This is a genomic window from Bacillus sp. FSL K6-1218, from assembly GCF_038006445.1.
Taxonomy (GTDB): domain Bacteria; phylum Bacillota; class Bacilli; order Bacillales; family Bacillaceae_G; genus Bacillus_A; species Bacillus_A thuringiensis_S.
Genome location: NZ_JBBOVE010000001.1, coordinates 2,334,618 through 2,357,804, shown reverse-complemented (window position 1 = coordinate 2,357,804; position 23,187 = coordinate 2,334,618). Strand labels below are relative to the sequence as shown.

Genomic DNA, 23,187 nt, shown 5'->3' with positions numbered 1-23,187 from the left:
GAATTTTCATAAAAAACTTTTTAAATTCCTCAATATTGGAAATAGCTATATAATAAAAATGATTAGATGTTAGGAGTGCTATAAATGCCTGATATAATTAAAATCTGTATTGTAATAGTCGTTGCCTTATTTTTAATGTTTTCCATAATATCAGAGTTTAAAAAACCTCAAAAAGGTATGTTTTGGTTCTCGATTGACGTAATGTTTCTCCTTGTAGCTTTTTTACTAATAAAAGACTATATCGTCAAACATATAACGTAATTACTTTAATAAAACTCAATATTCCTTCAATATTATAGACAACCCATTTTTCAAACCACATTCCATGAACCGAGCAGTTAGCTTTAGCTAGCTGCTTTTTTGTTGATCATTCTTTTAAGAGGAACCATTTATATGCATAATAACTCAAATAAAATCCATACTATACTTAGGTTAGGTTTTAAAATCTAAAAACCTTATTCCAATCTTAGACCTAATTGATCGCTCCTCTCCCTTCCCTGGGGCTAAGTAGCTAGCTCTTGCTAGCTGCTTTTTTTATTAAACGGATAAAATTCGATATTCTAACAATACTACTCACAATACAACTTGCTTCTTACCCAAGTTGTATCTACTTGAGCAGTTAACTTTTGTTAGCTGCTCTTTATTTGTACAAGGTACTCCATTGACTGGCGCACATATAATATCCTGAGTTCCTTTCTTTATAAAATAGTCGTTATAAAATGAGACTCGTCACGAGAGCACTTTACTAAGTGCTCTTTTTATATTCCAACTTAATACAAAATGAAAGTTTTATTAAGCTTATTTTTACTACCGCATAACATGTTTAATTCTGCTTATAATATAGTTGTAACTTAAAGTTACATATCATTTACTTGTAGGGCCTAATTTTCTTTTGTACAACAAGCAGTTAGCTAATTAAGCTGGCTGCTTTGTAGTGCAAAATGAAGTTTTTATACGATTTTAAACAAATTTAAAAATAAATTCATATGATATTGCGTATTCCTCTCTTTTACAAAATGGATTTTGGTCAGAAGAGCACTTTTACGAAGTGCTCTTTTCTCATGGAATTAAAGCTCTACAAAATAGCATTTTTGTTTAGTTTCACTCTAAAAGTAAAATTTTCATTTTTTCATTCAACCAAGTTCATAACATATTCTTTTCCCCCGATAAAATAATGATTAGGTGTCCCATGGGTATTTTATCCATTGGAAATAATACCTTTCACGTACTTACGTATTAGAAACTTCATTTCTGCTTCTTCTGCAATAGCAATTTTGTTCACTTTTTTGATACATTTATGAAACATTCACATGTTATCTTCAATATGTTCTATTCTTTTTGAAAAACCATGTGAGAATACCAAAACAAGAAGCCCTAGAGCCCTAACTCTAGGGCTTCTTGTTTTCAAATAAGGATTTTGTATTAAATCTGCACCAAGATTAAGAAGCATACATACCATATCTTGTGCACCTTTTTTATATAAATCTTGTTCATTGGGCGCCTTTAAAAGCGCTCTTTTTATTGAAAAACTACACATAGAGAAAAAAACGCATACAATGTCACGTATTCTTTTTCATTGTAAGTTTGGGTGGAAGGGCGTTCTCCAGGACGCTCTTTATATTTGTTTATAAACAAATAATTTACTTAAAAATACTCACAGTTTGTATAAACCAAGCATATATTTACATAGACAAGACATAGCTTTTTATTATACATGCACAATTTTTGTGCATGTTTTTTGTTTAATACAATAACTATAGCAACCTAAATATGGTGAAATTCAAATAAGGTAGGTGAATATAATGAGTGGATTTGTAGTTTGCACACTTGTTGGTCTAATCATTGTAATAATAGGTTATCTGATGCATATTTAAAAACAATTATTTCTTATTGCTGGATACCAAGATGCTACTTTTATTGGTGATAAAAATAAACTAGCTAAATTATTCGGCATATTTGCTTACATAGTAGGAATTGCTACTTTTTTACTACCTTTCGGACTTGAATTTTTCGGTGACATAAGTGGCAAAATCTATGCAACCTATGTTGTTGCAGGTACAGTTTTTGTTTTGGTTAGAAAACAAATGATTAATAAAGCTTTTTAAAAAGAGTCTTAATATGGCTCTTTTTTTATTGATAAAACTAATTCAAATAACTATTTTGTTAAATTTCATCGATCTATTTTCCTTACAAATTTGTAATACTACTGTCACCTAAATTGATAGTAATTTGGTTAATGTTGGTTTATTATACAAACTGTTAATAAAACATCATAAGTAGGTGACACATTTTGGGGAAGAAATTATTACGCTACGTAATTGTAAGTAAATTATTTCTACCATCTGTCACTGAAGCCACTAGTATTTACTAACAAAGCATTTTAATTTTCTTATGCATGCCAAAATATATTTTGGCAAATTTGACACACATTTATATCAAACAAGCATATTTTATTGTATAGTGACTATCTAATAATACAAATTTTTATAAGATTTTTTTATTTCCAATTAAAAATCTACAACATTCTAAAATAGTATGCACATAATATCCTCGATTCCTTTTTTCAACATGAAACTTGTCTCAGAGCGCCATTAACAGCGCTCTTTATCTTTAAATAAGGGCTATATTAAAAATTAACCCCTACAGTCACGATAGCAATTTATTATTCCCAAAATAAATTGCATTAATAATATAGAAATGAAATACCTATAAAAATTATTACTTTACTATTTCTTTAAACATGCTAGTGAGGTGATTTTGATAGATTATCAAAACAAAGATATGTTCATTAACTTTTCACTTTTAGATATTAACCGTATTATTCTCCCACATTCTCCTACTGGAGCTACGGGAGCTACTGGTTCTACGGGCGCTACTGGCTCCACTGGTTCTACCGGTTCCACTGGCTCTACTGGCTCTACTGGGCCCACTGGCTCTACCGGGCCTACTGGGCCCACTGGCTCTACCGGTTCCACTGGACCTACTGGTTCTATCGGTTCCACTGGACCTACTGGTTCTATCGGTTCCACTGGACCTACTGGTTTTACCGGTTCCACTGGACCTACTGGTTCTATCGGTTCCACTGGACCTACTGGTTCTACCGGTTCCACTGGACCTACTGGTTCTACCGGTTCCACTGGACCTACTGGTTCTACCGGTTCCACTGGACCTACTGGTTCTACCGGTTCCACTGGACCTACTGGTTCTACCGGTTCCACTGGACCTACTGGTTCTACCGGTTCCACTGGACCTACTGGTTCTACCGGTTCCACTGGACCTACTGGTTCTACTGGACATACTGGCTCTACCGGGCCTACCGGGGCGGCTAGTGTAGGATTAACAAACTATTTATATGTTTTTGATACTACTAACCAATCAATCGCAGTGGGAAGTAGTGTTACTTTTAACACAAATGGACCTATAACAGGAACTGCCCTTAGTCACATCACAGGTACTGGAAATATTATAATTAATACACTAGGAACATATGTAGCAGAGTTTCAATTACAAGCTTCTCGCGAAAACCAATGCTCCTTTGCACTTAATGGTACACCAATTCCAGGTGGACGTTTTGGTACGGGGTCACCCCATACAATCAATCAAGGTACTGCTGCTTTTACCGTAACAATTGTTCCTTCAACATTGACTTTAATAAATAACACCTCTTCAGCAGGTACTATCACTCTCTCAAATAGTGATGGTGGCTCTTTAACAAATGTATCTGCAAGTATAAGTATTTTTCAGGTCGGATAATTAATTTGGTTAGAAAAGTGATTCATAAAATTTACAAATATAAAAAATGAGGCTTCTCTTTTCTAGAGAAACCTCATTTTTTATATTAAATTTTAAACTGACTCGTATACAAATCAAAATAAAACCCTTTATCTTCCATGAGAGATTCATGATTCCCTCTTTCTAAAATTCTTCCATCCTTTATAACAAGGATTTGATCTGCTTTTTCAATTGTTTTAAGTCGATGAGCGATCACAAAACTTGTGCGACCTCTCATTAAATTATTTAGTCCTGCTTGTATTTGTAATTCTGTTCTTGTGTCAATATTAGATGTCGCTTCATCGAGAATTAATATATCTGCATCTGCTAAGATTGCTCGTGCAATCGCAAGAAGTTGTTTTTGTCCTTGACTTAAATTCGATCCTTCTGAAGCAATTTCTGTTTCATATTGATTTGGCAAATGCTTAATAAAAGAATGTGCAGATGCTGCCTTAGCTGCAGTGATGACTTCTTCATCACTAGCATCTAAGCGTCCATAACGTATATTATCCATAATCGAACCTGCAAATAAATACGTATCCTGTAAAACTACTCCTATTTTACTTCGTAAAGAATTAATATCATAATCTTTTATATCTTTTCCATCAATATGAATTTGTCCTTGCTGTATATCGTAAAAACGAGTTAACAAATTAATGATTGTTGTTTTCCCTGATCCAGTCGGACCAACTAAAGCAATTGTCTCTCCTGGCTGCGCTTTAAGACTTACTTCTTTTAAAATCGTTTTATTTTCTGCGTAGCCAAATGAAACATTCTCAAGTACAACATGCCCTTGTAAATTTTGTACAACAAATGCGTCTTTTTTATTTTGAATTTCTGGTACCTCATCCATAATCTCAAAAACACGTTCTCCACCAGCAACTGCCGCTTGAATTGTATTCATTAAAGTCGCAAATTGACTTAGCGGTCTTGAGAATTGACGAGAATAATTAATAAAAGCCGCAATAACTCCTACTGTTGTCATTCCGTTTAAGACCATAACTGATCCAGTCCCAATGACAAGCCCCATACCTAAGTTATTAATAAAGTTCATACTTGGAAAAATAAAAGCTGAAAATGTATCAGCCTTCGTAGCTGAAACTCTTAGCTGTTCATTAATTTTATTGAAATTTTGTACAGTTTCTTTTTCTTTTCCGTACAACGTTGTAACATCCGCACCTGTAATTGCTTCCTCAATAAATCCATTTAATTCACCTAAATCTTTTTGACGCTTCGCAAAGTTTTTCCCACTATATGCAACTAGTTTTTTTGTAACGTAAAACATAATAGGTACTGTAATTAAAGTTACAATTGCTAAAATCCAATTTAAGGCGAACATCGCAATCGTTACACCTATAAAAGTTAATGCTGATGAAATAATTTGTACAACACTTTGTGTCAAAGCTTGGTTCAAATTATCTATATCATTTGTCACACGGCTCATTAAATCACCTTGAGAACGTACATCAAAGAAACGTAAAGAAAGCGTTTGGATTTTCTCAAAAATATCTTGTCGTATTTTTTGAATTGTTTTTAATGCAACGTTAATCATGACAAACGTTTGTAACCATGTTAAAAGTACCGTTACACCATAAATCGCGATAAGTAACATACACATTCTTGCTGTACCACTTAAATCTTTCGGTACAATATATTGATCTATAATGACTCCCATAAAATATGGACCTAATAATCCAAGTAATGTAGTAACAACTACTAGAAATATAACAAACATAAGAGCAGCTTTTTGATAGCCCATATAATTCCATATCCGCATTACAGTTCCTTGAGCATTTTTAGTTTTCCCCATCTTTGGCGTGTTTCTTCCACCTTTATTAGCAAATTGTCCTTGAAAATTACGCATGTTCTTCCCCACCTTCTTTATACAAATTACCACCTTGGGAAAGATAAATTTCCTGATAAACCTCACTTTGTTCTAACAATTGTTCATGTGTACCATTGCCAACTAATTCACCATTATCTAATACAAGTATTTTATCCGCATCCATTATGGAAGAAATTTTGGACGCAATTAATAAAGTCGTTGTGCCTTTATATTTTGTTTTTAAAGCTGTTTGAATGGTAGCCTCTGATTTCGCATCAACTGCTGATGTAGAATCATCTAATATTAGAATCGGTGGTTTTCTCACAAGTGCTCTTGCAATTGATACACGTTGTTTTTGTCCACCTGATAGATTTGTTGCACCTTGTGTTAAATTATATTGATAAGATTCTTCCAGCTTATTGATAAACTCAGTCGCACAAGCTGATGCAGCTGCTACTTCCAGCTCATCATGTGTTGCATCTTCTTTACCATACCGTAAATTCTCTTCTATACTACCTGAGAACAACAACGCCTTCTGAGGTACAAAGCCTATTGAAGCACGGAGTTTTTGCAAATCATATGTTTTAACATCTATTCCATCTATACATATTTCACCTTGATCCACATCATATAGACGTGGTAACAGTTTCGCTAAGGTTGATTTACCACTTCCAGTCGATCCAATAATCCCTACTTTTTCACCTTTTTGTATGCTAAACGAAATATCTTTCAAAACGTATTCATTATTTTTCGTATAGCTATAACTAACATTTTTAAATTCTATATTCCCCTCGATTTTCTCAGGTTCAATCGCATTCGCTTCGCTTATAATATCAACTTCAGTATTTAACACTTGCTTTACACGATCCGCAGATGGAAAAGCTCGCGCAATTTGAATAAATACCATGCTAATCGACATAAGTGACATTAAAATGATATTCAAGTAATTAATAAATGCCAAAATCGCTCCTACTTGAAGTGTTCCATTGAATACTTTTTCTCCACCAATCCATAATGTTGCGACAATCCCACCACTTACAACTAGCATAATGATTGGCATCATTAAAGAAATAAGTTGCACAGCTCGAATATTTATCTTCGTTAAATTTGTATTTACATTTCCAAATTGAGCGATTTCATATTTTTGTCTTACATACGCTTTTATAACACGCACACCAGATAAATTTTCTTGTAACTTTGTATTCACTTTATCTAATGCCTCTTGCACCTTTTTAAATGTACCACTTGCTTTACTTGCAATTAAAATAATTGCAAGTAATAAAATTGGAACAACTACAAGTAATATTGGAAATAACTCTCGCGCTGTTACAAAAACAATAATTATACTTCCGATAAATAACAGTGGACCACGAACGAGAACACGTAATGTCATCGTCATTGCCGATTGAATAGAAGTGATATCATTCGTCACAATCGTTAATAATTTACCTGTTCCAAATGAATCACGATTATTACTAGAAAATGTTTCTATTTTCGCAAACACATCTTTTCTTATGTCTGTAGCGAAATTAACAGCTGCTTTTGTAGAATACATCATACACCCAAGCCCTCCAACTAAACCGAGTGCTGCTGCCCCTATCATAAGAAGCCCCATTTTTATTACATAATTTAAATCCCGATTTGCAATCCCAACATCAATGATATGTTGCATAATAGTCGGTTGAATTAAGTCCATCGCAACCTCAAGTACCATAAATAGCGGTCCAATAATAGCGAAGAACATGTATGGTTTTAAATACTGTAATAACTTACGAAATGATTTCATACATAATCTCCTTTTCCCATAAAATTACCACTGAATAATTCATATCCCTCCTTATTTAAGCGATATATTTTGTAATTTCTTCATTACTTCTATTATATTATGCAAATTAATATTTAACATCATTAAATGATAAGCATTAATGACTTTCTGGTCAATAAATGTGCTTTATAGTATGTAAATACAAAAACCGCATTCTTAATGAAAAGAATACGGTTTTTTATCTATATTTCTTCAATTGTAAATTCTAAAAACTCAGTCTCAAATCCCTTATTTTTAGAAGGACTACACGTGTAAAAACCTATTTTAACAGGCTCATTCCCTATATCCTCCATTAAATGAGTGATTCTTATTTGTTCCCATTGATGGCTCTTTTTCACATATATTGTATAATCACCACGTTTTCGAATAATTCGAAAACGAATTTGTTGCTTAGCTTCTTCAGTTGGATAATCTTGCGTTGACCAGTCAGAATATCCATTATTCGTTACGACAGCACCTAAGTGAGATGGCCCTTCAGGGATATATTCTAAAGATGTTTTTAGCCAACAGTTCTCCGAAATCATAACAAAAAGACCTGCTTGATCGAATTTTGAATTTGGATTCATACGTAACTGAACTTCAGCTTGAAAGTCTGTCATCATCTCATTATAAAATACATGACCATTCATTACTTCAAAACCATAATGTGTTTTAAGCCAAAAATCAGTTTCTGCTTTCGAACGGACAATAAACGCATGATTATCATTAATCTTATAGTATTCAGGTACATTCATTATAGTGAGTTGCTCAATACGTTCTGGTATATACGATATATTCATAGCTCCTCCATAATAAAGCATTTATATAGACATTTAAAACTCCGCTAATACTGGGAATTTATAACCTTTAAAATCTAACTCTTTATCACTTCGAACCATTAAATACTTACTAGACTGTAATTCTGTAAACTGTACATCCTCAATCCCTAATTGATCTGGAGAAAAATAAAATTCGATTTCCGTAAACCTTTCATTGATTTCTCCACATATTTCATCTAAAACCGGAAGTACTGGCGCAAATACTCCAAATAATTTCAACTTTTCATTGTCTACTTCATAAACGATTAAAGCATCTAGTTTCTCTGAATAATACAATTTCTCATTCCATTCCGAGTCATACATATTCAAATAAAATGAAGGATGGAAGTTTAAAGTTGAAAAATTATTTGAAAGTCTTTGGCCACTATCAATAGTTTCATGTATTAACTGTCTATTCTCTACATTATAGTAATCTAATTTTTTAAGTAGTGAATCGTTATTATTGTTTTTATCGTATGGTATAGTCATCAAATATTCCTGCACAACTTTAAATCCAAACGCTGTATATAGTTCCGGTTTTTCCGTAAACAATAATGCACATTCACATTTCTTATCGATTTCTTCTATCATTTTACCCATTAATTGTGTCATTAGCCCTTGTCTACGGAAATTAGGATGTGTCATTACTGATTGAATACCCGCCGCATTTATTTTTTCTCCATTAATTAATAATGGGAGTGAAAATGCCGCAACATTTGCAATCACTTTATCTTCTTGTAAAAATGATAAAGCTTTATATGTATCATCCCAATACCCTTTATCCGAAAAATCATTCAATGTTTGAGTTGTAATTTCAAACACTTCTTCAAATAAAGGAAATAACTGCTCTCTTTTCGGTTCTTCTATTAGAAGACTTGCCAATTTTTCAACATTCCCCATGTTGTACCTCCAAATGTTAAATTCCATTAAATTAGATATACTTATATGACCTACTCTTAAAAATAGAGGTCTTACCAATCAATATACTATCATAAAACATAAAAAAAAAGTCTAATTAATTTTATGTTTTGACTATTTGAAAATAAGTCGAATAAAACAATATTAAGATTTTTGGATATTAATTAGTTTATTATATAAAAATAGCGCTTTCTAATTAGCTTTTACTAATAGAAATACACTATTTATAATAAAATATTTTTAGTCTTTTATCCCTTCAAGTCTTTCCTTCGTATTAATTTCTTCTCCACTTATACGCTTTTCAAAAGACTTTCTCCAACTACTTGAAAGTGCATTTACTTCTAATATCCTTTTTATCCCTTCAATATTTTGTTTTTCCTTGTGCATGATACGGTTAGCAAACGCTACTGAAACACCTTTTGGATCAGACTGTAGTCTTTTTAATGTATCGACTGATGATACCCATCCTTCTTTTAATACACGAAAATAAAATCCTGTATATCCTGTTTCTTGAAAATATAGTGGTAACTTTGGAATATTATATTTTTTTGCTAATTTAAAACAAGGTTGCCTTGGTTGTGTTACCTGTACGATTGCCTGTCCTAGCTCAAACGTATCACCAATACAAACATCCTCTTCGCGCATACCACTAACTGTTATATTTTCTCCGAAAGCCCCATATACAAGATCTTGATTCAATTCTTTTTCCCAGTATGGATAGTGATCACCAGTATAAACACAAACTGCTTTATCTACTCCTCCATGATGAACTAAGTCAGCTTGTCCATCCCCATTAAATTTTACAAAGGATAAATATACCGGTTCCTTTACTTGTTTCTTATTTATGCCTGTATGAATTACTTTTCCGCCGTATGTAACCTCTTTTGGTAATCCTATATTTAAAGATAATAATTGATATTTATTAGCCATTCTATTTCCTCCTTTAAAGGTGTTACATGTATTTTCTCTCGATTAATTTTTACAACCCTCTCTGTTATATAAAGATGATTATAAAACCTCTAAAATCATTGTTCAATTCAATTATTTATATAATAATGATAGGTATAACCTATCATTATACTTGAGGTGATTCCAATCGAATTACGACAACTTGAATACTTTTTAGCTGTTTCAAAACAATTACATTTCACAAAAGCAGCTGAGAAATTAAATATTTCACAGCCTTCACTAAGTCAACAAATACGTGCATTAGAGCATGAAGTAGGAATGCCACTTTTCGATCGAATTGGTAAAAAAATATCTTTAACTGAAGCAGGGAAAATTTTATTATCACATTGTAAAACTATTTTTCATGAAGTCGAACAAGCTCGTTCAGCCATTCAAGACCTAAACGGATTACAGCAAGGTTCCTTAACAATAGGGGCTTTGTTAACCGTCGTAAATTATTTACTACCACCAGCTATTTTAAATTTCAATAATTTATATCCCAATATAGAGCTTTCTGTATTAGGGCTTCGTACAGGAGATATTCGTGAAAAATTATTACAAAACGAACTAGATATCGGAATTACATTTCTCCCGGTGCAAGATAAAGAAATCATCTCTATCCCTCTATACAAAAGCGACCTTACATTGGTCGTGCCCACTGGTCATCGATTAGCTGAACGTAATCATGTATCTATTGCTGAATTACAGAACTACTCTTTAATTCTTTTGCCTAAAAATTTCTTTTTAACCGAACTAATTACTTCTCATTGTCAAAAATTAAACTTTAAACCAAGACCAATTTTAGAAATTAGTACGATGGAATCTTTAATCCAAATGGTTTCCAAAGGAATGGGAATTACAGTGTTACCCAAACCATATATAGACTTTTTACAAAATAAAAACATTCAAGCTATTAGAATAGAAAACCCTACTCCAATAATTGAAATAGGGCTTATTTATAGAAAAGATAAATATATGTGTGCTGCCACTCGAGAATTTATTGAGCAACTAAAAAGTACAGTACGTTCTTTCCAAAACTAAACAAAAGAGATTATCCTATGAAACCGTTTCACAACGATCTAGTAGAATAATCTCTTTTCAAAACAAAGTAAACATTATATTAAACTCTTATAGATTTTAATGTACCTTTTTAGATATTGGAATATATTTTGTAAAATATGCACCAACTAGCAATAATACAATTGAAAATAACCAAGTAAAAGCACCGCCAAAATGAAACCAATATGCAAACATATTTAAGATTGCGAGTGAAAAAAAGCAAATAGAAGTTAACGCACTTTTCAATCCTTTTATCCCGGATTTTTTTCTCTTTTGATAAGCAATATACATCGTAATGACAAGAAAAAAGATAAGAACAAATGGTAACATAACTTTTAGCATTGGTAATCCCTCCAGTGTAAATGCACTCTTTACATTACCATCTTATCCCATTTATCTTTTAGGCATCAATTTATTCTTATCTTCCCCCCAAAAGTCAGTATAAGTTTTATTTTTAAAGTTCACATTCACCTCAGAAAACGGCATACTTCCTCCAACTTTCAATGAGTACCAGTCGTTTAAAAGTGGTGATCCGAAACAAATCTTCATTGTACGATCATGTAAATCGAATAATACAGAATGTAAAGTTCCAAACCATTCTTCATAGTTATGTACAGTTAGTCCAACAGGATATTCTTCTTCTACTAACTCTTTTAAAGACTCTATGCTCACTTGTTCATATCTATTTAAATGCTCATGTAAAACGTGATATCTCTTTGTAGATTGTTCTAATCTCCTATTATTTAATTTCTGAATTGATGAACTAACTGCATGGTTTGTTGATACAATAAAAGCTTGATTGTCACCATCAATCGTTGTTGTGGATTTATGACCGTCAAATATTTCAATATGTGCTGCGTTTAAAGGATCAGCTACTATTAAATTAATATTACTAGCAATTGGTATTTCTTCTATTAGTGACTTAGCTTCCTGCACATTTTTACATTTCTCCAACAACAATCGAATTACCGCAAAACACTGTAAACCATTTACCATTGGCTTTCTTAAACCTGCAATGTTTCCTACTGGTTGACCACATGCTGAAAATGTAACAGATAATCCATGTTCGTTAACCCCTTCTGTTCGACCAAAATATTGAGTAGAAAAGCCACTATGTGCATACGCACCTTCAACATGCGTCGAGCAAAAACGCATATCATCTATTACTGGTGACAAATCATAATTTCTTAATACATAAGTGTGAGTTGAATCTGTCTTTTTAGGTAATACTACACAATGACTACAACCTGCTTTCAATAGTGTTTGATAGTAATACATCATATTTTTTGAAGGAATTTTTAATACTTCACAAAAACCTTCAATTTCTTCATTAATTCCAGAACAATATTGATTTAATATATTTCTAGATTCTGTCCAATGGTTATGCGATATTAAGTTTTCTTGCTCTATAAATTGCGGAATAAGATAAGAATGTTGTTTCACAAATTCACCTTGTTGCTTACCAATTTCATAATGACTTCCTTTGAGCGATGAAAAATACCCCTTTACTTGATACATCAAATTCCCCCTCTTATTAAACATATCCATATCGTACCAAATGAATCCCATTCATTCTTGATGTTTTTTACTACCTTACCTTAACTCCATGCCACTTTAAAACCTCCACTAATAATTATTTACTAAATAATTATTTTTTTGTTAATATTGCTACAGAAGCTTTATTTCAAAATAAAATAGTTTAATATCAAATGAGCAAAATACTATATTGAACTTACTCGTAAGCAATCATCTAATTTTTGAGATTAAGAAACTTATTTATCAAAGCAAAAGGAGAATTTATGTATGAGCAATTGCAAACCAATTGATGAATTAACTATTGAAGACCTAAAACAAAACCCCATTTGGGAATGGGCAATAGATGAAGAGGAAAACGAAGAACATGACGAAACATGGGTAAAACCAGCAGCAACTACTAATTTTACAGAGGAGTTAAACGGTTCAATCGTACTAGGCGAACTATTCTTACATAATGGTAAAAAATTCCCTATGATGTGTGAAATTGACATTGAAAATAACGAGGCAGTAATTCGTTCTGTTGTTTATTATAACGAAGCAGAAAATGAGTATATTGCTATAGAAGATATTGTGAAAACGGTCGAAATGCCGTTATCGATTATTATTAACCTTACAATTAATGCAGAATCCAAAACCTTACGCTTTGCTGCGCATAAAGTGGATATTTATAAAAATTCAATAACGACTAATTTAAATTAAAGTTGGTCGGAATATAGAAAAACATTATGAAATAAAAACAGGGAAATCATTAACGATTTCCCAATACTTTAAATTATATTAAAGTATCCCCTTTTCCACTAAAGTCTCTGCGATTTGAACTGAATTCCAAGCCGCACCTTTTAATAAATTATCGGAAACAATCCAGAGGTGGAATCCGTTTGGCGTATCAGGATCTTTACGTATTCTTCCGACAAATGTATCTATTTTCCCTTCTGCATATAATGGCATTGGATACAGCTGTTCACCAGGGTTATCCTGCAAAATAACACCTGGCGCATCCATTAATACTTCCTTAATTTCCGCAACGGTTGCTTCTTTTTCCAGTTCTATATAAACCGATTCTGAATGCCCTGATACGACTGGAACACGTACACAAGTAGCTGCCATTTTCAAGTTTTTATCTTCTAATATTTTCTTCGTTTCTTGAATCATCTTTACTTCTTCAAAAGTAAAATCATTGTCTGTAAATATATCTACTTGAGGCAGTACATTAAACGCTATTGGATAATGTTTTTTATCTTTTTTCGCCGGTAATATATCACTTTTCACTTCTTTACCAGCAAGCATAGACTTAGCCTGCTCTTGTAATTCATGAATCGCATGAATGCCAGAACCCGATACAGCTTGATATGTTGAAACGATAATTCTTTCTAAACCGAATGATTTTCGAATCGGCTGAAGTGCTGTTACCATCTGTAATGCTGAACAATTTGGAACTGCAATAATACCTTTATGCCGCTTTAAAGTGTGCGCATTCACTTCCGGAACAACGAGCGGTACACCTTGTGCCATTCGGTACTCACTTGTGTTATCAATTACAATCGCACCACTAGAAACTGCATGAGTTACAAATTGTCTAGATACTTCTCCCCCAGCACTAAAAAAGGCAATATCTACACCTTCAAAGCTAGTTGTTTTTGCCTCTTGTATAATTATCTCTCGTCCTTTGAATCTTACTTTCTTACCGGCGGATCGTTTTGATGAAAGCAATGTAACTTCAACTATATTAAACTTCATTTCATTCTCTAGCAGTTCAATAATTTTTTGCCCTACCGCACCTGTAGCTCCAACAACAGCTACATGATAGCCCTTTTTGATCATCTTTTCTCCTCCAATATCACTTGAATGAATATTTCCACAATTTTATTTTATACGGAATTTAATCATTTGGAAAATTAAAATACATGATATAATCATTCACAAATCATGATAATAAAAGAGGGATCGCTTATGGAAATGAGACATGTTAAAACATTTTGCGCCATTGTGAAGTATGGTAATTTTTCTAAAGCTGCTCATGCGCTAGGTTATGCGCAATCTACTGTTACAGCACATATGAAAGCTTTAGAGAACGATTTACATATTCCTCTTTTCGATCGGTTAGGGAAAAAAGTGCTACTTACAAAAGCAGGTAATCAATTTCATCCTTACGCATTAGAATTACTTGCAATATATGAAAAAGCGCAAGAAATCCCCCAAAATACAGATTATTTAAAAGGTACATTGAGTATTACATCAAACGAATCATTAGCAGTGTATCGTTTACCACAATTATTACGTACTTACAAACAGAAAAATCCGAAAGTAAATATCGTACTTGAAACAAACACAAATGAACAAGCATTACAAAAATTACGTGAAGGAGAAACAGACGTTATCTTCATAATTGGAGAAAGTATAGAACATAATGATTTTATTACGCGTACTTTTAGTAATGAAACATTTGGATGGATTTTACCAACTTATTCCGCTGCACATACAAAGCCATTCCAGTTATTACAGGACACCCAGTTTATTTTTACAGAACAAAGCTGCGGCTATAGGCCAATGGTAGATCGTTTTTTACGTCAAAGTGGAAATATTCCAGCTAAAACATTTGAAACTTCCAGTGTTGAAGTAATTAAACAATCCGTTATGTGTGAGTTAGGCATTTCAATTCTTCCTTATATCGTTGTACAAGAAAGTTGCCAAAAAGAACAACTATGTTTTCAGCCTATCGAAACTCCAACCATTATTCAAAGTCATGTAATCTATCATAAATCTAGATGGATTTCCCCGGTATTACAGTCGTTCCTTTCCTTACTTGAACGAGACTAAAATATTAAGACGTACATATAAAAAGAGTAATTGCCTAATAAGCAATTACTCTTTTTCATTAATTAGTATACTATTTATTAGTCTGTCCCCCACCTGCAATTAATTTACTACCTGAATATGTACCTTTGTTCATAAACACTTGATTAATTAATTCTTTTTGCTCAGCTTCCGACATTACTCCTTTTCCTTCTCCTAAATTCCCACTTTGTAATTTCCAAATCTTATTATGATCCCCATCAACTTTTTCATATTTTCCTTGTTTCCATCGTTCTAAAATTTCTACATATGTACTTCCCTGTACAAGATCATTACTCTTTACAATATCAATTAAACTTTCAATCCGTTCTTGTGTAATAAAAATATAGCCCCACTTTTGATCAGCTTTCGCTTTTTGATGCGCCATTTCATGTAATGCTGTCTGTATGTTCTCATCTGTCCATTTAAAATTTTTATTAAAACCACTATTCGGCAATGAATAATTGCCATTTTCTAAAAGCTTTGCATCTTCTGCTTTTACGTTACTATCAGCTAATACTTCTACTGCTGGAGCAGCTGGTGATGCCTTTTTCGCAGCTGGTTTACTATTATTTAAATAATGCAGCATACCATACGTTAAACCTACTCCGATTACCGCCATACCAGCTAGAATACCTATTATTTTAAATAGTGTTTTCATCGCGCTTGTTTCCTCCCAAACATCTCTGTTCTTACTACCTAATTACTTCTTATATAAAAACTGTTACTTCATTCAAAATATCGCATCCCATCCCCTATCATATTATTTATATATACTTCCTCATATTGTATTTCTTTTTCTTTAAAATTGAAAGATTATTCTGTAAAGTGACGAAAATATTCTACAAATTTTTCCTTTATATTTATAAAAAAACAACGAGCGCGTTCTACAACACTCGTTGTTTTTACTTTATGCACGATTTTCTTTTAACCACTTCGTAATAGCATCTAACCTCGAAACATCAAAACGTCCTTCTTCACACACGTTCAAATTTTTTGAGTTTCTCACTATTTCTAATTCATTATTTCTTACACTTTTTGCCTCAATTAATTTACAGTACCCATCTGTAACAGCATTTAAATTTTCATAATAACGCTGAAACGATTTTGATATATGTAAATGTTTTTCAAAGTTTCTTCTTCTTTTCGTCTCATCAGATACTTTCCGCTTTCTAAGTTCTTCATCGTTCGTATATAAATAAAAATATTGATCTGGAAAACCAATTTCCCTATTTATCATCTTTTCTTTATAAAAATTTTCTATTAAAGATAATGGCTGATTAAATATATCAAAATGAAAACACCAATTATAACTAAGTGGCTGATATATATCGCCATCGAGTATTACTAATTCATATTGCTCTGACTTCTGAACAGCTATATTCCAGCGCTCAACTTGTTTTTCAACATACCATGTTCTATGTTCGTTTTTTGGTCTTTCAAATAAAAAATTCACTTCAGGTATTATATAAGCACCATAATTCTTTTCTAATTCACGGCACGTGGTACTTTTACCAACAGCGCTTGCTCCCTCAAATGCTATTATCCCCATAGTTTCTCCCTCTTTCATTAACTAAAACTTCGTTGTTTCACTTTTCTTCCCCATAAATGTCTCCATAAAACAATCGAAGCGATAGTGAGCATAATTGTTGTAATGATACTACCTTCAATTCCGAACGAACCTCCATGGATGAATTCGGGGCCATTTGTTGTAGGTTTAAATAGCGGCGTTGAATATATGGTCATCCCGCTAACTGCAAAACCGTAGACGTTATATTGTGCCCAATTCCAAATGGAATGCCATGCGCAAATCCCCCACAGACTACTGTCTTTTAATACGTAAAAAGCTGCAAATATACCAACTAATATTATATTCGATATTGAAAGAATTGTAATACCTGGATTTAATAAATGAAGAAAACCAAATAAAAAAGAAGTCACAACAATCCCGATCCATATACGGCTTCTAACAGAAAAGACCGGAAATAACCACCCTCTAACAATAATTTCTTCTGTTGCACCTTGTATTAAAAAAGCAACTAAAGAACCTACAATCCCCAATATAGTGGTTACTGTAATTTGTTGTATTTGTAGTGTTATAACTCCTGCTAATAGGAGTAAACTTACTGGTATTGAAATGAAAACAAATCCTATTAATGCACCCCTCAAATATTTTCTTATCCATTGATTTCCCCAAAAACCAATGGATGAAAATGATCTTTTCTCTACAAATCTAATCCATAAAAACACAAAAAATATTGCGCCGCCAAACGTTAATATCATCTCAATGTCGCTATAGATCGCCTTCATAAAAGTTGTTTCTGCTTTCGGTAAAATCAGCATAAACAACATAAATAATTCACCTAAAGTTAAAAATATAATCGCGAGTATGACAGCAAAAACAGGATGAACTTTTCTTCTTCCTTCTTTTGCTGCTTCAATTATTTTAAATTGTTTATTTTGCAATATTCTATCCTCCTAATTATGTTACTCATTAGCAATATTAAAATAATATTTAGCCTTTTATTTAAACTTATTTTTTCATATAAATGATTTTCGTTTGGAATAAATCCAATTTAGGAATAATATATAAATAAAAGAGGTGCCTTTGTGCCTTTACTATTATCACCCATATTACTCAGTGGTATTACCAGCACTTGCTATTTCCCACCATTTGTTGTAAGATAGTAATTAAGGTCAATTTAACACTATATTTTCTTTGCATATTATCAAGTATCAATCAGGATTATTTTGTACTCCTTATGGGTTTTTGATAATATGTGAACTTTTATTTTTCATTCAAATAAGGCCGATCATATTGTAATCTTTTTAAAATTTAGGAGGCATTACCATGACATTAACAGGTAAAGTAAAATGGTTTAACAGCGAAAAAGGTTTCGGTTTCATCGAAGTTGCAGACGGTAACGACGTATTCGTTCACTTCTCAGCTATCACTGGCGACGGCTTCAAATCTCTTGACGAAGGTCAAGAAGTTAGCTTCGAAGTTGAAGACGGTAACCGTGGACCTCAAGCTAAAAACGTTGTAAAGCTATAATTCAAACAATAAAAAGGTTGTTACCAGCTCGGTTAACAACCTTTTTAATATATAACTAAAATTTTTTACATAAAAGGAGTGGTTACATGTATCGTAATCGAAAGAACGATGTAGCAGAAGTACCACCAGAACAAACCCCTGTTTGGGAATGTGAGGCAGAGGATTGTTTAGGATGGATGAGAAAGAACTTTTCATTTGAAGAAGAGCCTAAATGCCCTTTATGTAAAAGTAGCATGAAAAGCGGAGAACGTTTATTACCTAAATTAGGTTAATTTTTACTTAACCCCTCTTTTATAAGAGGGGTTTTTTATTATAAATTTATATCCTCTACATCCGTTCGAACTATAGAGTACAGTAGTGCATCATGTTGTTTATTACCTTGATGAATATATCCACGTAATAACCCTTCCTTATGAAAACCTATTTTAGATAACATTTTACAAGAAGTAACATTTTCAGGGTATGTAATAGCTCCAATTCTAAATAATCCCAAATCTTGAAATCCATAATGAATAATTTCTTGAGCCGCTTCTGAGGCATAACCATTCCCCCAATAACGAGGATGTAAGTCATATCCAATTTCAGATCGTTTACTCCACAGTTGTAGATTATTTAATCCAATTGTACCTATTAAAGTATTTGTTTCTTTTAATACAATCCCCCATCGTATTGCCTTTTTCTCAAAGTAATTTTTTGAAAAAGATTCAATCATACGTGAAGCTTGTCCAAACTCCGTAAAAGAATTCATACCGTAATAACATGTTACCTCATCCAATGAAAAAATTTCATATATTTTTTGACAATAAGATTGTTCTATTTCGACTAAACGTAAACGTTCTGTTTCTAATATAGGAAATGCCATAGGATCACTCCTTTCTTTCTACTCATTCATTATAGCAGAAAAAATATTTATAATTAGTAAAGTCCTTATTGTTCCATAAATCAAACATTTCTAATGACGCATTCCCTCTTTATTCTATATACACGAATTGGATACCTTCTAATTGCGACTCAATCACCACTCTATAATTTCCATAAATCAATTTTAAATTATCAAGAACTGTAAAGAAATTGTTTTTCATTTTCTCTTTCTAAACAAACACCCTATTCCATACATTTTCGGCAAAATATAGTTAATGCATTATTTTATTGTGGAGGTGTAAATTTCCTATGTATATATTCATCGGCTTATCCCTCTTACTCATATTACTTATTTTTTTATTCGCAAAAAAATTCACACCAAACTCATTCATGATGACTAGCTTTAAAGGCAATAGCTTTAAGACATTTTCAATCGGTATTTTAATCGCTGCCATACTCTCACTTTCATATGGAACTTATCATGCAGTAACATTTCAACCTAGTTATTTAGATATTAAATTTAAAAATCAAAACTACACTGTTTTCGGTAATGTAGGCGAATTCGGTTATTTCTCCGAAGAATTATTAAAAAAAGATACAGAAGTTCAACTATATTTCGTCTCTTGGAAAACAAGGCAGTTAAAAAATCCGGTAATACTTATAGAATATCCTTCAGGAAAACAAGAAACATGGGAGCCAAATATCGTATCAATACCGATAAATAAATTACAAGAAAAACATGATATAAAAGATATTTATCAACTATCACCGTATTCATTTAAAGAGTCTGGAGAAATAACATTAACAATAAAAGAAAACAATGTAAAAAACAATAAAATTTCCATTCAAATAAAATAAATAAAAACTGTTCCTCCATTTTGCTGAAGGGACAGTTTTTATTTATTCTACAGTATTATTTATTTAATGTAGCCATTATTTCATTGGCTATATTCTTTCCATTTCCAATACACGCACCAATTCCGACACCGTAATATGAGGCACCAGCTACATATACATTTGGATAAAGATTCGTCATTTTTTCTTGCAATGCTTGAACCGCTTGATTATGTTCTAAATGATATTTCGGCATTAAACCTTTCCAATTTGTAACTTCGACTACTTCTGGTTCACTTTTAATTCCGAGACTCTTTTCAATATCATATAAAGCTACTCGTACTAATTCTTCTTCACTATAATTTTTGATTGTTTCATATACCGGATTGGTACTCTTATAAAACATTCTTACTAATAATTTTTGTTTACCCGATGTATGTTTCCACTTTCGACTTGTCCATGTACAAGCATCACAATGTAGATCACTGTTTTCCGTTACAATAAACCCTGTACCGTCAGTTGGTAGTTGTTCATCTAGTATGTCAAATCCTAAGTAAATACTTATAAGAGATGAGTTTTTAAATGTATTAAACTGCTCATTTAACTCATTAGACTGTAATAAAGTTTGTGCAATATCATGTGGAACTGCTAAAACAACATAATCAGCTTGTATTGTTTCATGATTTGAAAAAGAAATCTCATATCGATCTTCTTGTTTACTTACAGCCGTCGTTATAGCACCTTTTTTTACGACAGTTTCAGTCAGCACTTCTTCTAAGCGATTAATTATCGTAGATAGTCCACCTTTAAATGATACGAATTTTTTATTTCCTGCTGATTGAAATTGTTTTTTATTCTCTTCAAAACCTTTAATAATACTTCCATACTTATTTTTATAATCCAGTAAATACGGTAATGTAGATGCCATTGTAAGCTCATTCAATTTACCAGAATATACGCCTGAAAGCACAGGAGCAATTTGTCTTTCCACTAACTCTTTCCCTAAGAAACTTTCTAAAAATAGAGCAAGTGATGTATCTTTCGTAAACTCTTTATTTTTCGTTATGAAATCTTTTAAAGCTACGATTTTCCCTTTCGTTGAGACTAGCGTACTGCTAAACAACGACCGGGCGCTCATCGGTATCCCAAATATAGTATCAGAAGGAATCGGATGTAACATATTTTCAGAATATATGTAAGAAATACCCGTTTCATTGTATACCATTTCATCTTCTAAATTTAAATCTTTTACAAGTGGTATAACATATTCATTACGAGCAACGATTGAATCCGCTCCTGACTCCATAATGAAATCCTTTTCTTCCACACTATGGATTTTACCACCTAAATACTCTTCTTTCTCAATAAGAATTAAATTTAAATCGATATTATAATCCTTTTTTAACTTTTCTAAATAAAACATAGTAGAAAGTCCCGTTATACCTCCACCGATAACAACAACTGTTTTCATATGTGCTGCGCTCCTAACCGATACAATTAATAATCCCTTTTTATTATAACCAAAAGTCCTTATATTCGACTAGTAAGTTGCGCATTCTGTCAGAAATTAGACAATATATTTTCAAATTACCTAATAAAAAAGAACTATAACATATACAAACCCCGTCATAGTTCTCTTTATTTTAAAAACATAAAGTAATTGATTAATTTGTCTAGTTCTTGACTCAATGCCAATACTTTTTCATGTTGAATTCCATAATCCGATACTAAATATAAAAGTTCTTCTTTTTTTATTTCAATTACTTTTTCCAATTTCGCTAGTTCCATGTCGTTTTACATCTCTCCAAAAATAAAATGTATGTATTTCAGTATAGCCTACTTACATAATTAGTAAAAGTAAAATACGCATGTAAAATCTTACATATTTTAAAAAATAATATACTACTAACAAAAAAAGAAACTAGATTAAGCTTCCTTTTACAGATCATTAACGTTCATTAAGAATTAATAACATACCGGAATTTTTCTAATGTTATATCTTTATAATCTGGAGCTCTCTTTATATGATTAAAATAACTATATGAGAATTTAAATACATGACCAAAATCCCAATCGAATCCACTATAGTCTTTTATCCAAAATATATTTTCAGTTGGTAAAAAATTTGCACGTTTAGATTGAATTAAAGGTAATCGATCTATAGGTGAGTGTAAAGTTATTTCCGTATTCAGCTTGAGCTTTTGGCTAGCTCGTAGTACGTATACTAGTTTTAAAAGCGGACGTATCCCTCGTTGAAATAAATCTATATGCCCTAAATCGTACATTATATTAATGGCGTGGGAGTAAGTAAGCAAATGCCCAATTAAATCATGATGTGATTCCGCTCGATAAATACTATTAAATTTCGATAACTCATTTAAAATGAACTGAGATACTTGTGGTGGATTACTCAATTCACTTTGTATCTCATCTTCAAAACTTAATTGTTTTACTTCTTTCGTCGTATAACCAATCCACGATCTACCTGGAATTGTTTTTCGAAATGATAAAATAAGAGTAGTAATCCCTTCAATTGCTTGATTATCTCCCCATTTTTGTAGCTCCTTCATAGCTAATAAACTTAATGACGCATAAATGACGTTATGCCCGACCCAATGAAGTTCATCAATCGTTTGTTCTAAAGATTTTATAATCATATTCTCCGCAATTTGAAAATCTATTTCTTTTTTATCATCAATCATCTCACCAATTTTTTTCTTGCTTAGCATCATCCTTGTTTGCAAATACATATTACGAGCTGTTTCTTCATCAATATTATTATCTTTCATAAAAAAATAACTAGCAATTGCAGCTGCTCCAAAATGCGCATGCCAAATGTCATTTGTTTCTTTTTTACATTGAGAAATAATTGAAAGGCCGCCTTTTAAAATACTTTTGTTTTCCATTTTCTTTCTCCCCTAATAAA

24 protein-coding genes and 1 pseudogene are annotated in these 23,187 nt (G+C 32.2%); 9 read left to right on the top strand and 16 right to left on the bottom strand.

Annotated features, from left to right (window positions below):
* Positions 1 to 84 precede the first annotated feature (84 nt).
* Positions 85 to 261 (top strand): hypothetical protein, encoded by a 177-nt coding sequence (locus MHI26_RS12055; protein WP_170959194.1) that lies wholly within the window; start codon positions 85 to 87, stop codon positions 259 to 261.
* A gap of 1,045 nt (positions 262 to 1,306) precedes the next feature.
* Here the strand turns inward: MHI26_RS12055 and MHI26_RS12050 are convergent.
* Complete coding sequence (locus MHI26_RS12050; RefSeq protein ID WP_061666001.1) at positions 1,307 to 1,537, bottom strand: hypothetical protein; 231 nt, start codon at positions 1,535 to 1,537, stop codon at positions 1,307 to 1,309.
* 265 nt (positions 1,538 to 1,802) lie between these two features.
* Between MHI26_RS12050 and MHI26_RS12045 the strand changes: the two are divergent.
* A pseudogene (locus MHI26_RS12045) lies at positions 1,803 to 2,105 on the top strand (DUF3784 domain-containing protein).
* A gap of 676 nt (positions 2,106 to 2,781) precedes the next feature.
* On the top strand, positions 2,782 to 3,753 hold the full coding sequence (locus MHI26_RS31580) for a collagen-like protein (RefSeq protein ID WP_445661875.1): 972 nt from the start codon (positions 2,782 to 2,784) through the stop codon (positions 3,751 to 3,753).
* An 85-nt stretch (positions 3,754 to 3,838) separates the two neighbouring features.
* Here MHI26_RS31580 and MHI26_RS12030 read toward each other — a convergent pair whose 3' ends face one another.
* The 5 genes from MHI26_RS12030 to MHI26_RS12010 form a co-directional block, all read right to left on the bottom strand.
* The gene (locus MHI26_RS12030; RefSeq protein WP_061666752.1) at positions 3,839 to 5,635 is read right to left on the bottom strand and encodes an ABC transporter ATP-binding protein; all 1,797 of its coding nucleotides are present in this window, start codon (positions 5,633 to 5,635) and stop codon (positions 3,839 to 3,841) included.
* Positions 5,628 to 7,382, bottom strand: coding sequence for an ABC transporter ATP-binding protein (locus tag MHI26_RS12025; RefSeq protein ID WP_061666753.1), 1,755 nt, complete (start codon positions 7,380 to 7,382; stop codon positions 5,628 to 5,630). Before MHI26_RS12025 ends, MHI26_RS12030 begins: the two co-directional genes overlap by 8 nt.
* Before the next feature lie 221 nt (positions 7,383 to 7,603).
* Positions 7,604 to 8,200 (bottom strand): DUF1349 domain-containing protein, encoded by a 597-nt coding sequence (locus MHI26_RS12020; RefSeq protein ID WP_061666754.1) that lies wholly within the window; start codon positions 8,198 to 8,200, stop codon positions 7,604 to 7,606.
* Positions 8,201 to 8,233: 33 nt separating this feature from the next.
* The gene (locus MHI26_RS12015) at positions 8,234 to 9,118 is read right to left on the bottom strand and encodes a GNAT family N-acetyltransferase (RefSeq protein WP_061666755.1); all 885 of its coding nucleotides are present in this window, start codon (positions 9,116 to 9,118) and stop codon (positions 8,234 to 8,236) included.
* Positions 9,119 to 9,376: 258 nt separating this feature from the next.
* Positions 9,377 to 10,066 carry an MOSC domain-containing protein gene (locus MHI26_RS12010; protein ID WP_001284790.1) on the bottom strand — a complete coding sequence of 230 codons (690 nt, stop codon included), beginning with the start codon at positions 10,064 to 10,066 and terminating at the stop codon, positions 9,377 to 9,379.
* A 156-nt stretch (positions 10,067 to 10,222) separates the two neighbouring features.
* Here MHI26_RS12010 and MHI26_RS12005 point away from each other — a divergent pair, with 156 nt between their 5' ends.
* Positions 10,223 to 11,125 (top strand): LysR family transcriptional regulator, encoded by a 903-nt coding sequence (locus MHI26_RS12005; protein WP_000612256.1) that lies wholly within the window; start codon positions 10,223 to 10,225, stop codon positions 11,123 to 11,125.
* A 96-nt stretch (positions 11,126 to 11,221) separates the two neighbouring features.
* Here the strand turns inward: MHI26_RS12005 and MHI26_RS12000 are convergent, their stop codons facing one another.
* Both MHI26_RS12000 and MHI26_RS11995 read right to left on the bottom strand, forming a co-directional pair.
* A complete protein-coding gene (locus MHI26_RS12000) occupies positions 11,222 to 11,485 on the bottom strand; it encodes a hypothetical protein (protein WP_000921861.1) in 264 nt (87 codons plus the stop codon).
* A 51-nt stretch (positions 11,486 to 11,536) separates the two neighbouring features.
* A complete protein-coding gene (locus MHI26_RS11995; protein ID WP_061666756.1) occupies positions 11,537 to 12,661 on the bottom strand; it encodes a C45 family autoproteolytic acyltransferase/hydolase in 1,125 nt (374 codons plus the stop codon).
* 285 nt (positions 12,662 to 12,946) lie between these two features.
* On the opposite strand from MHI26_RS11995, the gene MHI26_RS11990 reads away from it, so the two are divergent.
* Positions 12,947 to 13,378, top strand: coding sequence for a hypothetical protein (locus MHI26_RS11990; RefSeq protein WP_061666757.1), 432 nt, complete (start codon positions 12,947 to 12,949; stop codon positions 13,376 to 13,378).
* A gap of 78 nt (positions 13,379 to 13,456) precedes the next feature.
* On the opposite strand, the gene MHI26_RS11985 is transcribed toward MHI26_RS11990, so the two are convergent.
* Positions 13,457 to 14,500 (bottom strand): aspartate-semialdehyde dehydrogenase, encoded by a 1,044-nt coding sequence (locus MHI26_RS11985; RefSeq protein WP_000591713.1) that lies wholly within the window; start codon positions 14,498 to 14,500, stop codon positions 13,457 to 13,459.
* 129 nt (positions 14,501 to 14,629) lie between these two features.
* On the opposite strand from MHI26_RS11985, the gene MHI26_RS11980 reads away from it, so the two are divergent.
* A complete protein-coding gene (locus MHI26_RS11980) occupies positions 14,630 to 15,496 on the top strand; it encodes a LysR family transcriptional regulator (protein ID WP_000425907.1) in 867 nt (288 codons plus the stop codon).
* 70 nt (positions 15,497 to 15,566) lie between these two features.
* On the opposite strand, the gene MHI26_RS11975 is transcribed toward MHI26_RS11980, so the two are convergent.
* The 3 genes from MHI26_RS11975 to MHI26_RS11965 all read right to left on the bottom strand — a co-directional run bounded on the left by MHI26_RS11975 (position 15,567) and on the right by MHI26_RS11965 (position 17,977).
* Positions 15,567 to 16,172: a PRK06770 family protein gene (locus tag MHI26_RS11975; RefSeq protein ID WP_053564524.1), complete on the bottom strand. Its 606-nt coding sequence runs from the start codon at positions 16,170 to 16,172 to the stop codon at positions 15,567 to 15,569.
* A 249-nt stretch (positions 16,173 to 16,421) separates the two neighbouring features.
* Entirely contained in the window at positions 16,422 to 17,081 is a 660-nt protein-coding gene (locus tag MHI26_RS11970) for an AAA family ATPase (RefSeq protein ID WP_061666758.1), read from the bottom strand.
* Positions 17,081 to 17,977, bottom strand: coding sequence for a CPBP family intramembrane glutamic endopeptidase (locus MHI26_RS11965; RefSeq protein WP_061666759.1), 897 nt, complete (start codon positions 17,975 to 17,977; stop codon positions 17,081 to 17,083). Before MHI26_RS11965 ends, MHI26_RS11970 begins: the two co-directional genes overlap by 1 nt.
* Positions 17,978 to 18,362: 385 nt before the next feature.
* On the opposite strand from MHI26_RS11965, the gene cspD reads away from it, so the two are divergent.
* Complete coding sequence (gene cspD, locus MHI26_RS11960; RefSeq protein ID WP_000176365.1) at positions 18,363 to 18,566, top strand: cold-shock protein CspD; 204 nt, start codon at positions 18,363 to 18,365, stop codon at positions 18,564 to 18,566.
* Between the two features lie 86 nt (positions 18,567 to 18,652).
* Positions 18,653 to 18,838 carry a cold-shock protein gene (locus MHI26_RS11955; RefSeq protein WP_000286198.1) on the top strand — a complete coding sequence of 62 codons (186 nt, stop codon included), beginning with the start codon at positions 18,653 to 18,655 and terminating at the stop codon, positions 18,836 to 18,838.
* Positions 18,839 to 18,876: 38 nt separating this feature from the next.
* Here the strand turns inward: MHI26_RS11955 and MHI26_RS11950 are convergent, their stop codons facing one another.
* Positions 18,877 to 19,428 (bottom strand): GNAT family N-acetyltransferase, encoded by a 552-nt coding sequence (locus MHI26_RS11950; protein WP_000885376.1) that lies wholly within the window; start codon positions 19,426 to 19,428, stop codon positions 18,877 to 18,879.
* A 308-nt stretch (positions 19,429 to 19,736) separates the two neighbouring features.
* On the opposite strand from MHI26_RS11950, the gene MHI26_RS11945 reads away from it, so the two are divergent.
* Positions 19,737 to 20,285: a hypothetical protein gene (locus MHI26_RS11945; RefSeq protein WP_000275235.1), complete on the top strand. Its 549-nt coding sequence runs from the start codon at positions 19,737 to 19,739 to the stop codon at positions 20,283 to 20,285.
* Between the two features lie 55 nt (positions 20,286 to 20,340).
* Here MHI26_RS11945 and MHI26_RS11940 read toward each other — a convergent pair whose 3' ends face one another.
* From MHI26_RS11940 to MHI26_RS11930, 3 genes are all read right to left on the bottom strand, one after another.
* Positions 20,341 to 21,732, bottom strand: a complete 1,392-nt coding sequence (locus MHI26_RS11940) for a protoporphyrinogen oxidase (RefSeq protein ID WP_061666760.1) — start codon at positions 21,730 to 21,732, stop codon at positions 20,341 to 20,343.
* A 167-nt stretch (positions 21,733 to 21,899) separates the two neighbouring features.
* Positions 21,900 to 22,049 carry an aspartyl-phosphate phosphatase Spo0E family protein gene (locus MHI26_RS11935; RefSeq protein WP_000417698.1) on the bottom strand — a complete coding sequence of 50 codons (150 nt, stop codon included), beginning with the start codon at positions 22,047 to 22,049 and terminating at the stop codon, positions 21,900 to 21,902.
* Between the two features lie 170 nt (positions 22,050 to 22,219).
* Entirely contained in the window at positions 22,220 to 23,167 is a 948-nt protein-coding gene (locus MHI26_RS11930; RefSeq protein WP_000428898.1) for a hypothetical protein, read from the bottom strand.
* Between the last annotated feature and the right edge of the window lie 20 nt (positions 23,168 to 23,187).

Excerpts from the sequence above, each read along its gene's own strand:
- MHI26_RS12055 (WP_170959194.1), top strand. The coding sequence starts at position 85 with ATGCCTGATATAATTAAAATCTGTATTGTAATAGTCGTTGCCTTATTT.
- MHI26_RS12050 (WP_061666001.1), bottom strand. The coding sequence starts at position 1,537 with ATGTGTAGTTTTTCAATAAAAAGAGCGCTTTTAAAGGCGCCCAATGAA.
- MHI26_RS31580 (WP_445661875.1), top strand. The coding sequence starts at position 2,782 with ATGTTCATTAACTTTTCACTTTTAGATATTAACCGTATTATTCTCCCA.
- MHI26_RS12030 (WP_061666752.1), bottom strand. The coding sequence starts at position 5,635 with ATGCGTAATTTTCAAGGACAATTTGCTAATAAAGGTGGAAGAAACACG.
- MHI26_RS12025 (WP_061666753.1), bottom strand. The coding sequence starts at position 7,382 with ATGAAATCATTTCGTAAGTTATTACAGTATTTAAAACCATACATGTTC.
- MHI26_RS12020 (WP_061666754.1), bottom strand. The coding sequence starts at position 8,200 with ATGAATATATCGTATATACCAGAACGTATTGAGCAACTCACTATAATG.
- MHI26_RS12015 (WP_061666755.1), bottom strand. The coding sequence starts at position 9,118 with ATGGGGAATGTTGAAAAATTGGCAAGTCTTCTAATAGAAGAACCGAAA.
- MHI26_RS12010 (WP_001284790.1), bottom strand. The coding sequence starts at position 10,066 with ATGGCTAATAAATATCAATTATTATCTTTAAATATAGGATTACCAAAA.
- MHI26_RS12000 (WP_000921861.1), bottom strand. The coding sequence starts at position 11,485 with ATGCTAAAAGTTATGTTACCATTTGTTCTTATCTTTTTTCTTGTCATT.
- MHI26_RS11995 (WP_061666756.1), bottom strand. The coding sequence starts at position 12,661 with ATGTATCAAGTAAAGGGGTATTTTTCATCGCTCAAAGGAAGTCATTAT.
- MHI26_RS11990 (WP_061666757.1), top strand. The coding sequence starts at position 12,947 with ATGAGCAATTGCAAACCAATTGATGAATTAACTATTGAAGACCTAAAA.
- MHI26_RS11985 (WP_000591713.1), bottom strand. The coding sequence starts at position 14,500 with ATGATCAAAAAGGGCTATCATGTAGCTGTTGTTGGAGCTACAGGTGCG.
- MHI26_RS11980 (WP_000425907.1), top strand. The coding sequence starts at position 14,630 with ATGGAAATGAGACATGTTAAAACATTTTGCGCCATTGTGAAGTATGGT.
- MHI26_RS11975 (WP_053564524.1), bottom strand. The coding sequence starts at position 16,172 with ATGAAAACACTATTTAAAATAATAGGTATTCTAGCTGGTATGGCGGTA.
- MHI26_RS11970 (WP_061666758.1), bottom strand. The coding sequence starts at position 17,081 with ATGAAAGAGGGAGAAACTATGGGGATAATAGCATTTGAGGGAGCAAGC.
- cspD (WP_000176365.1), top strand. The coding sequence starts at position 18,363 with ATGACATTAACAGGTAAAGTAAAATGGTTTAACAGCGAAAAAGGTTTC.
- MHI26_RS11955 (WP_000286198.1), top strand. The coding sequence starts at position 18,653 with ATGTATCGTAATCGAAAGAACGATGTAGCAGAAGTACCACCAGAACAA.
- MHI26_RS11950 (WP_000885376.1), bottom strand. The coding sequence starts at position 19,428 with ATGGCATTTCCTATATTAGAAACAGAACGTTTACGTTTAGTCGAAATA.
- MHI26_RS11945 (WP_000275235.1), top strand. The coding sequence starts at position 19,737 with ATGTATATATTCATCGGCTTATCCCTCTTACTCATATTACTTATTTTT.
- MHI26_RS11940 (WP_061666760.1), bottom strand. The coding sequence starts at position 21,732 with ATGAAAACAGTTGTTGTTATCGGTGGAGGTATAACGGGACTTTCTACT.
- MHI26_RS11935 (WP_000417698.1), bottom strand. The coding sequence starts at position 22,049 with ATGGAACTAGCGAAATTGGAAAAAGTAATTGAAATAAAAAAAGAAGAA.
- MHI26_RS11930 (WP_000428898.1), bottom strand. The coding sequence starts at position 23,167 with ATGGAAAACAAAAGTATTTTAAAAGGCGGCCTTTCAATTATTTCTCAA.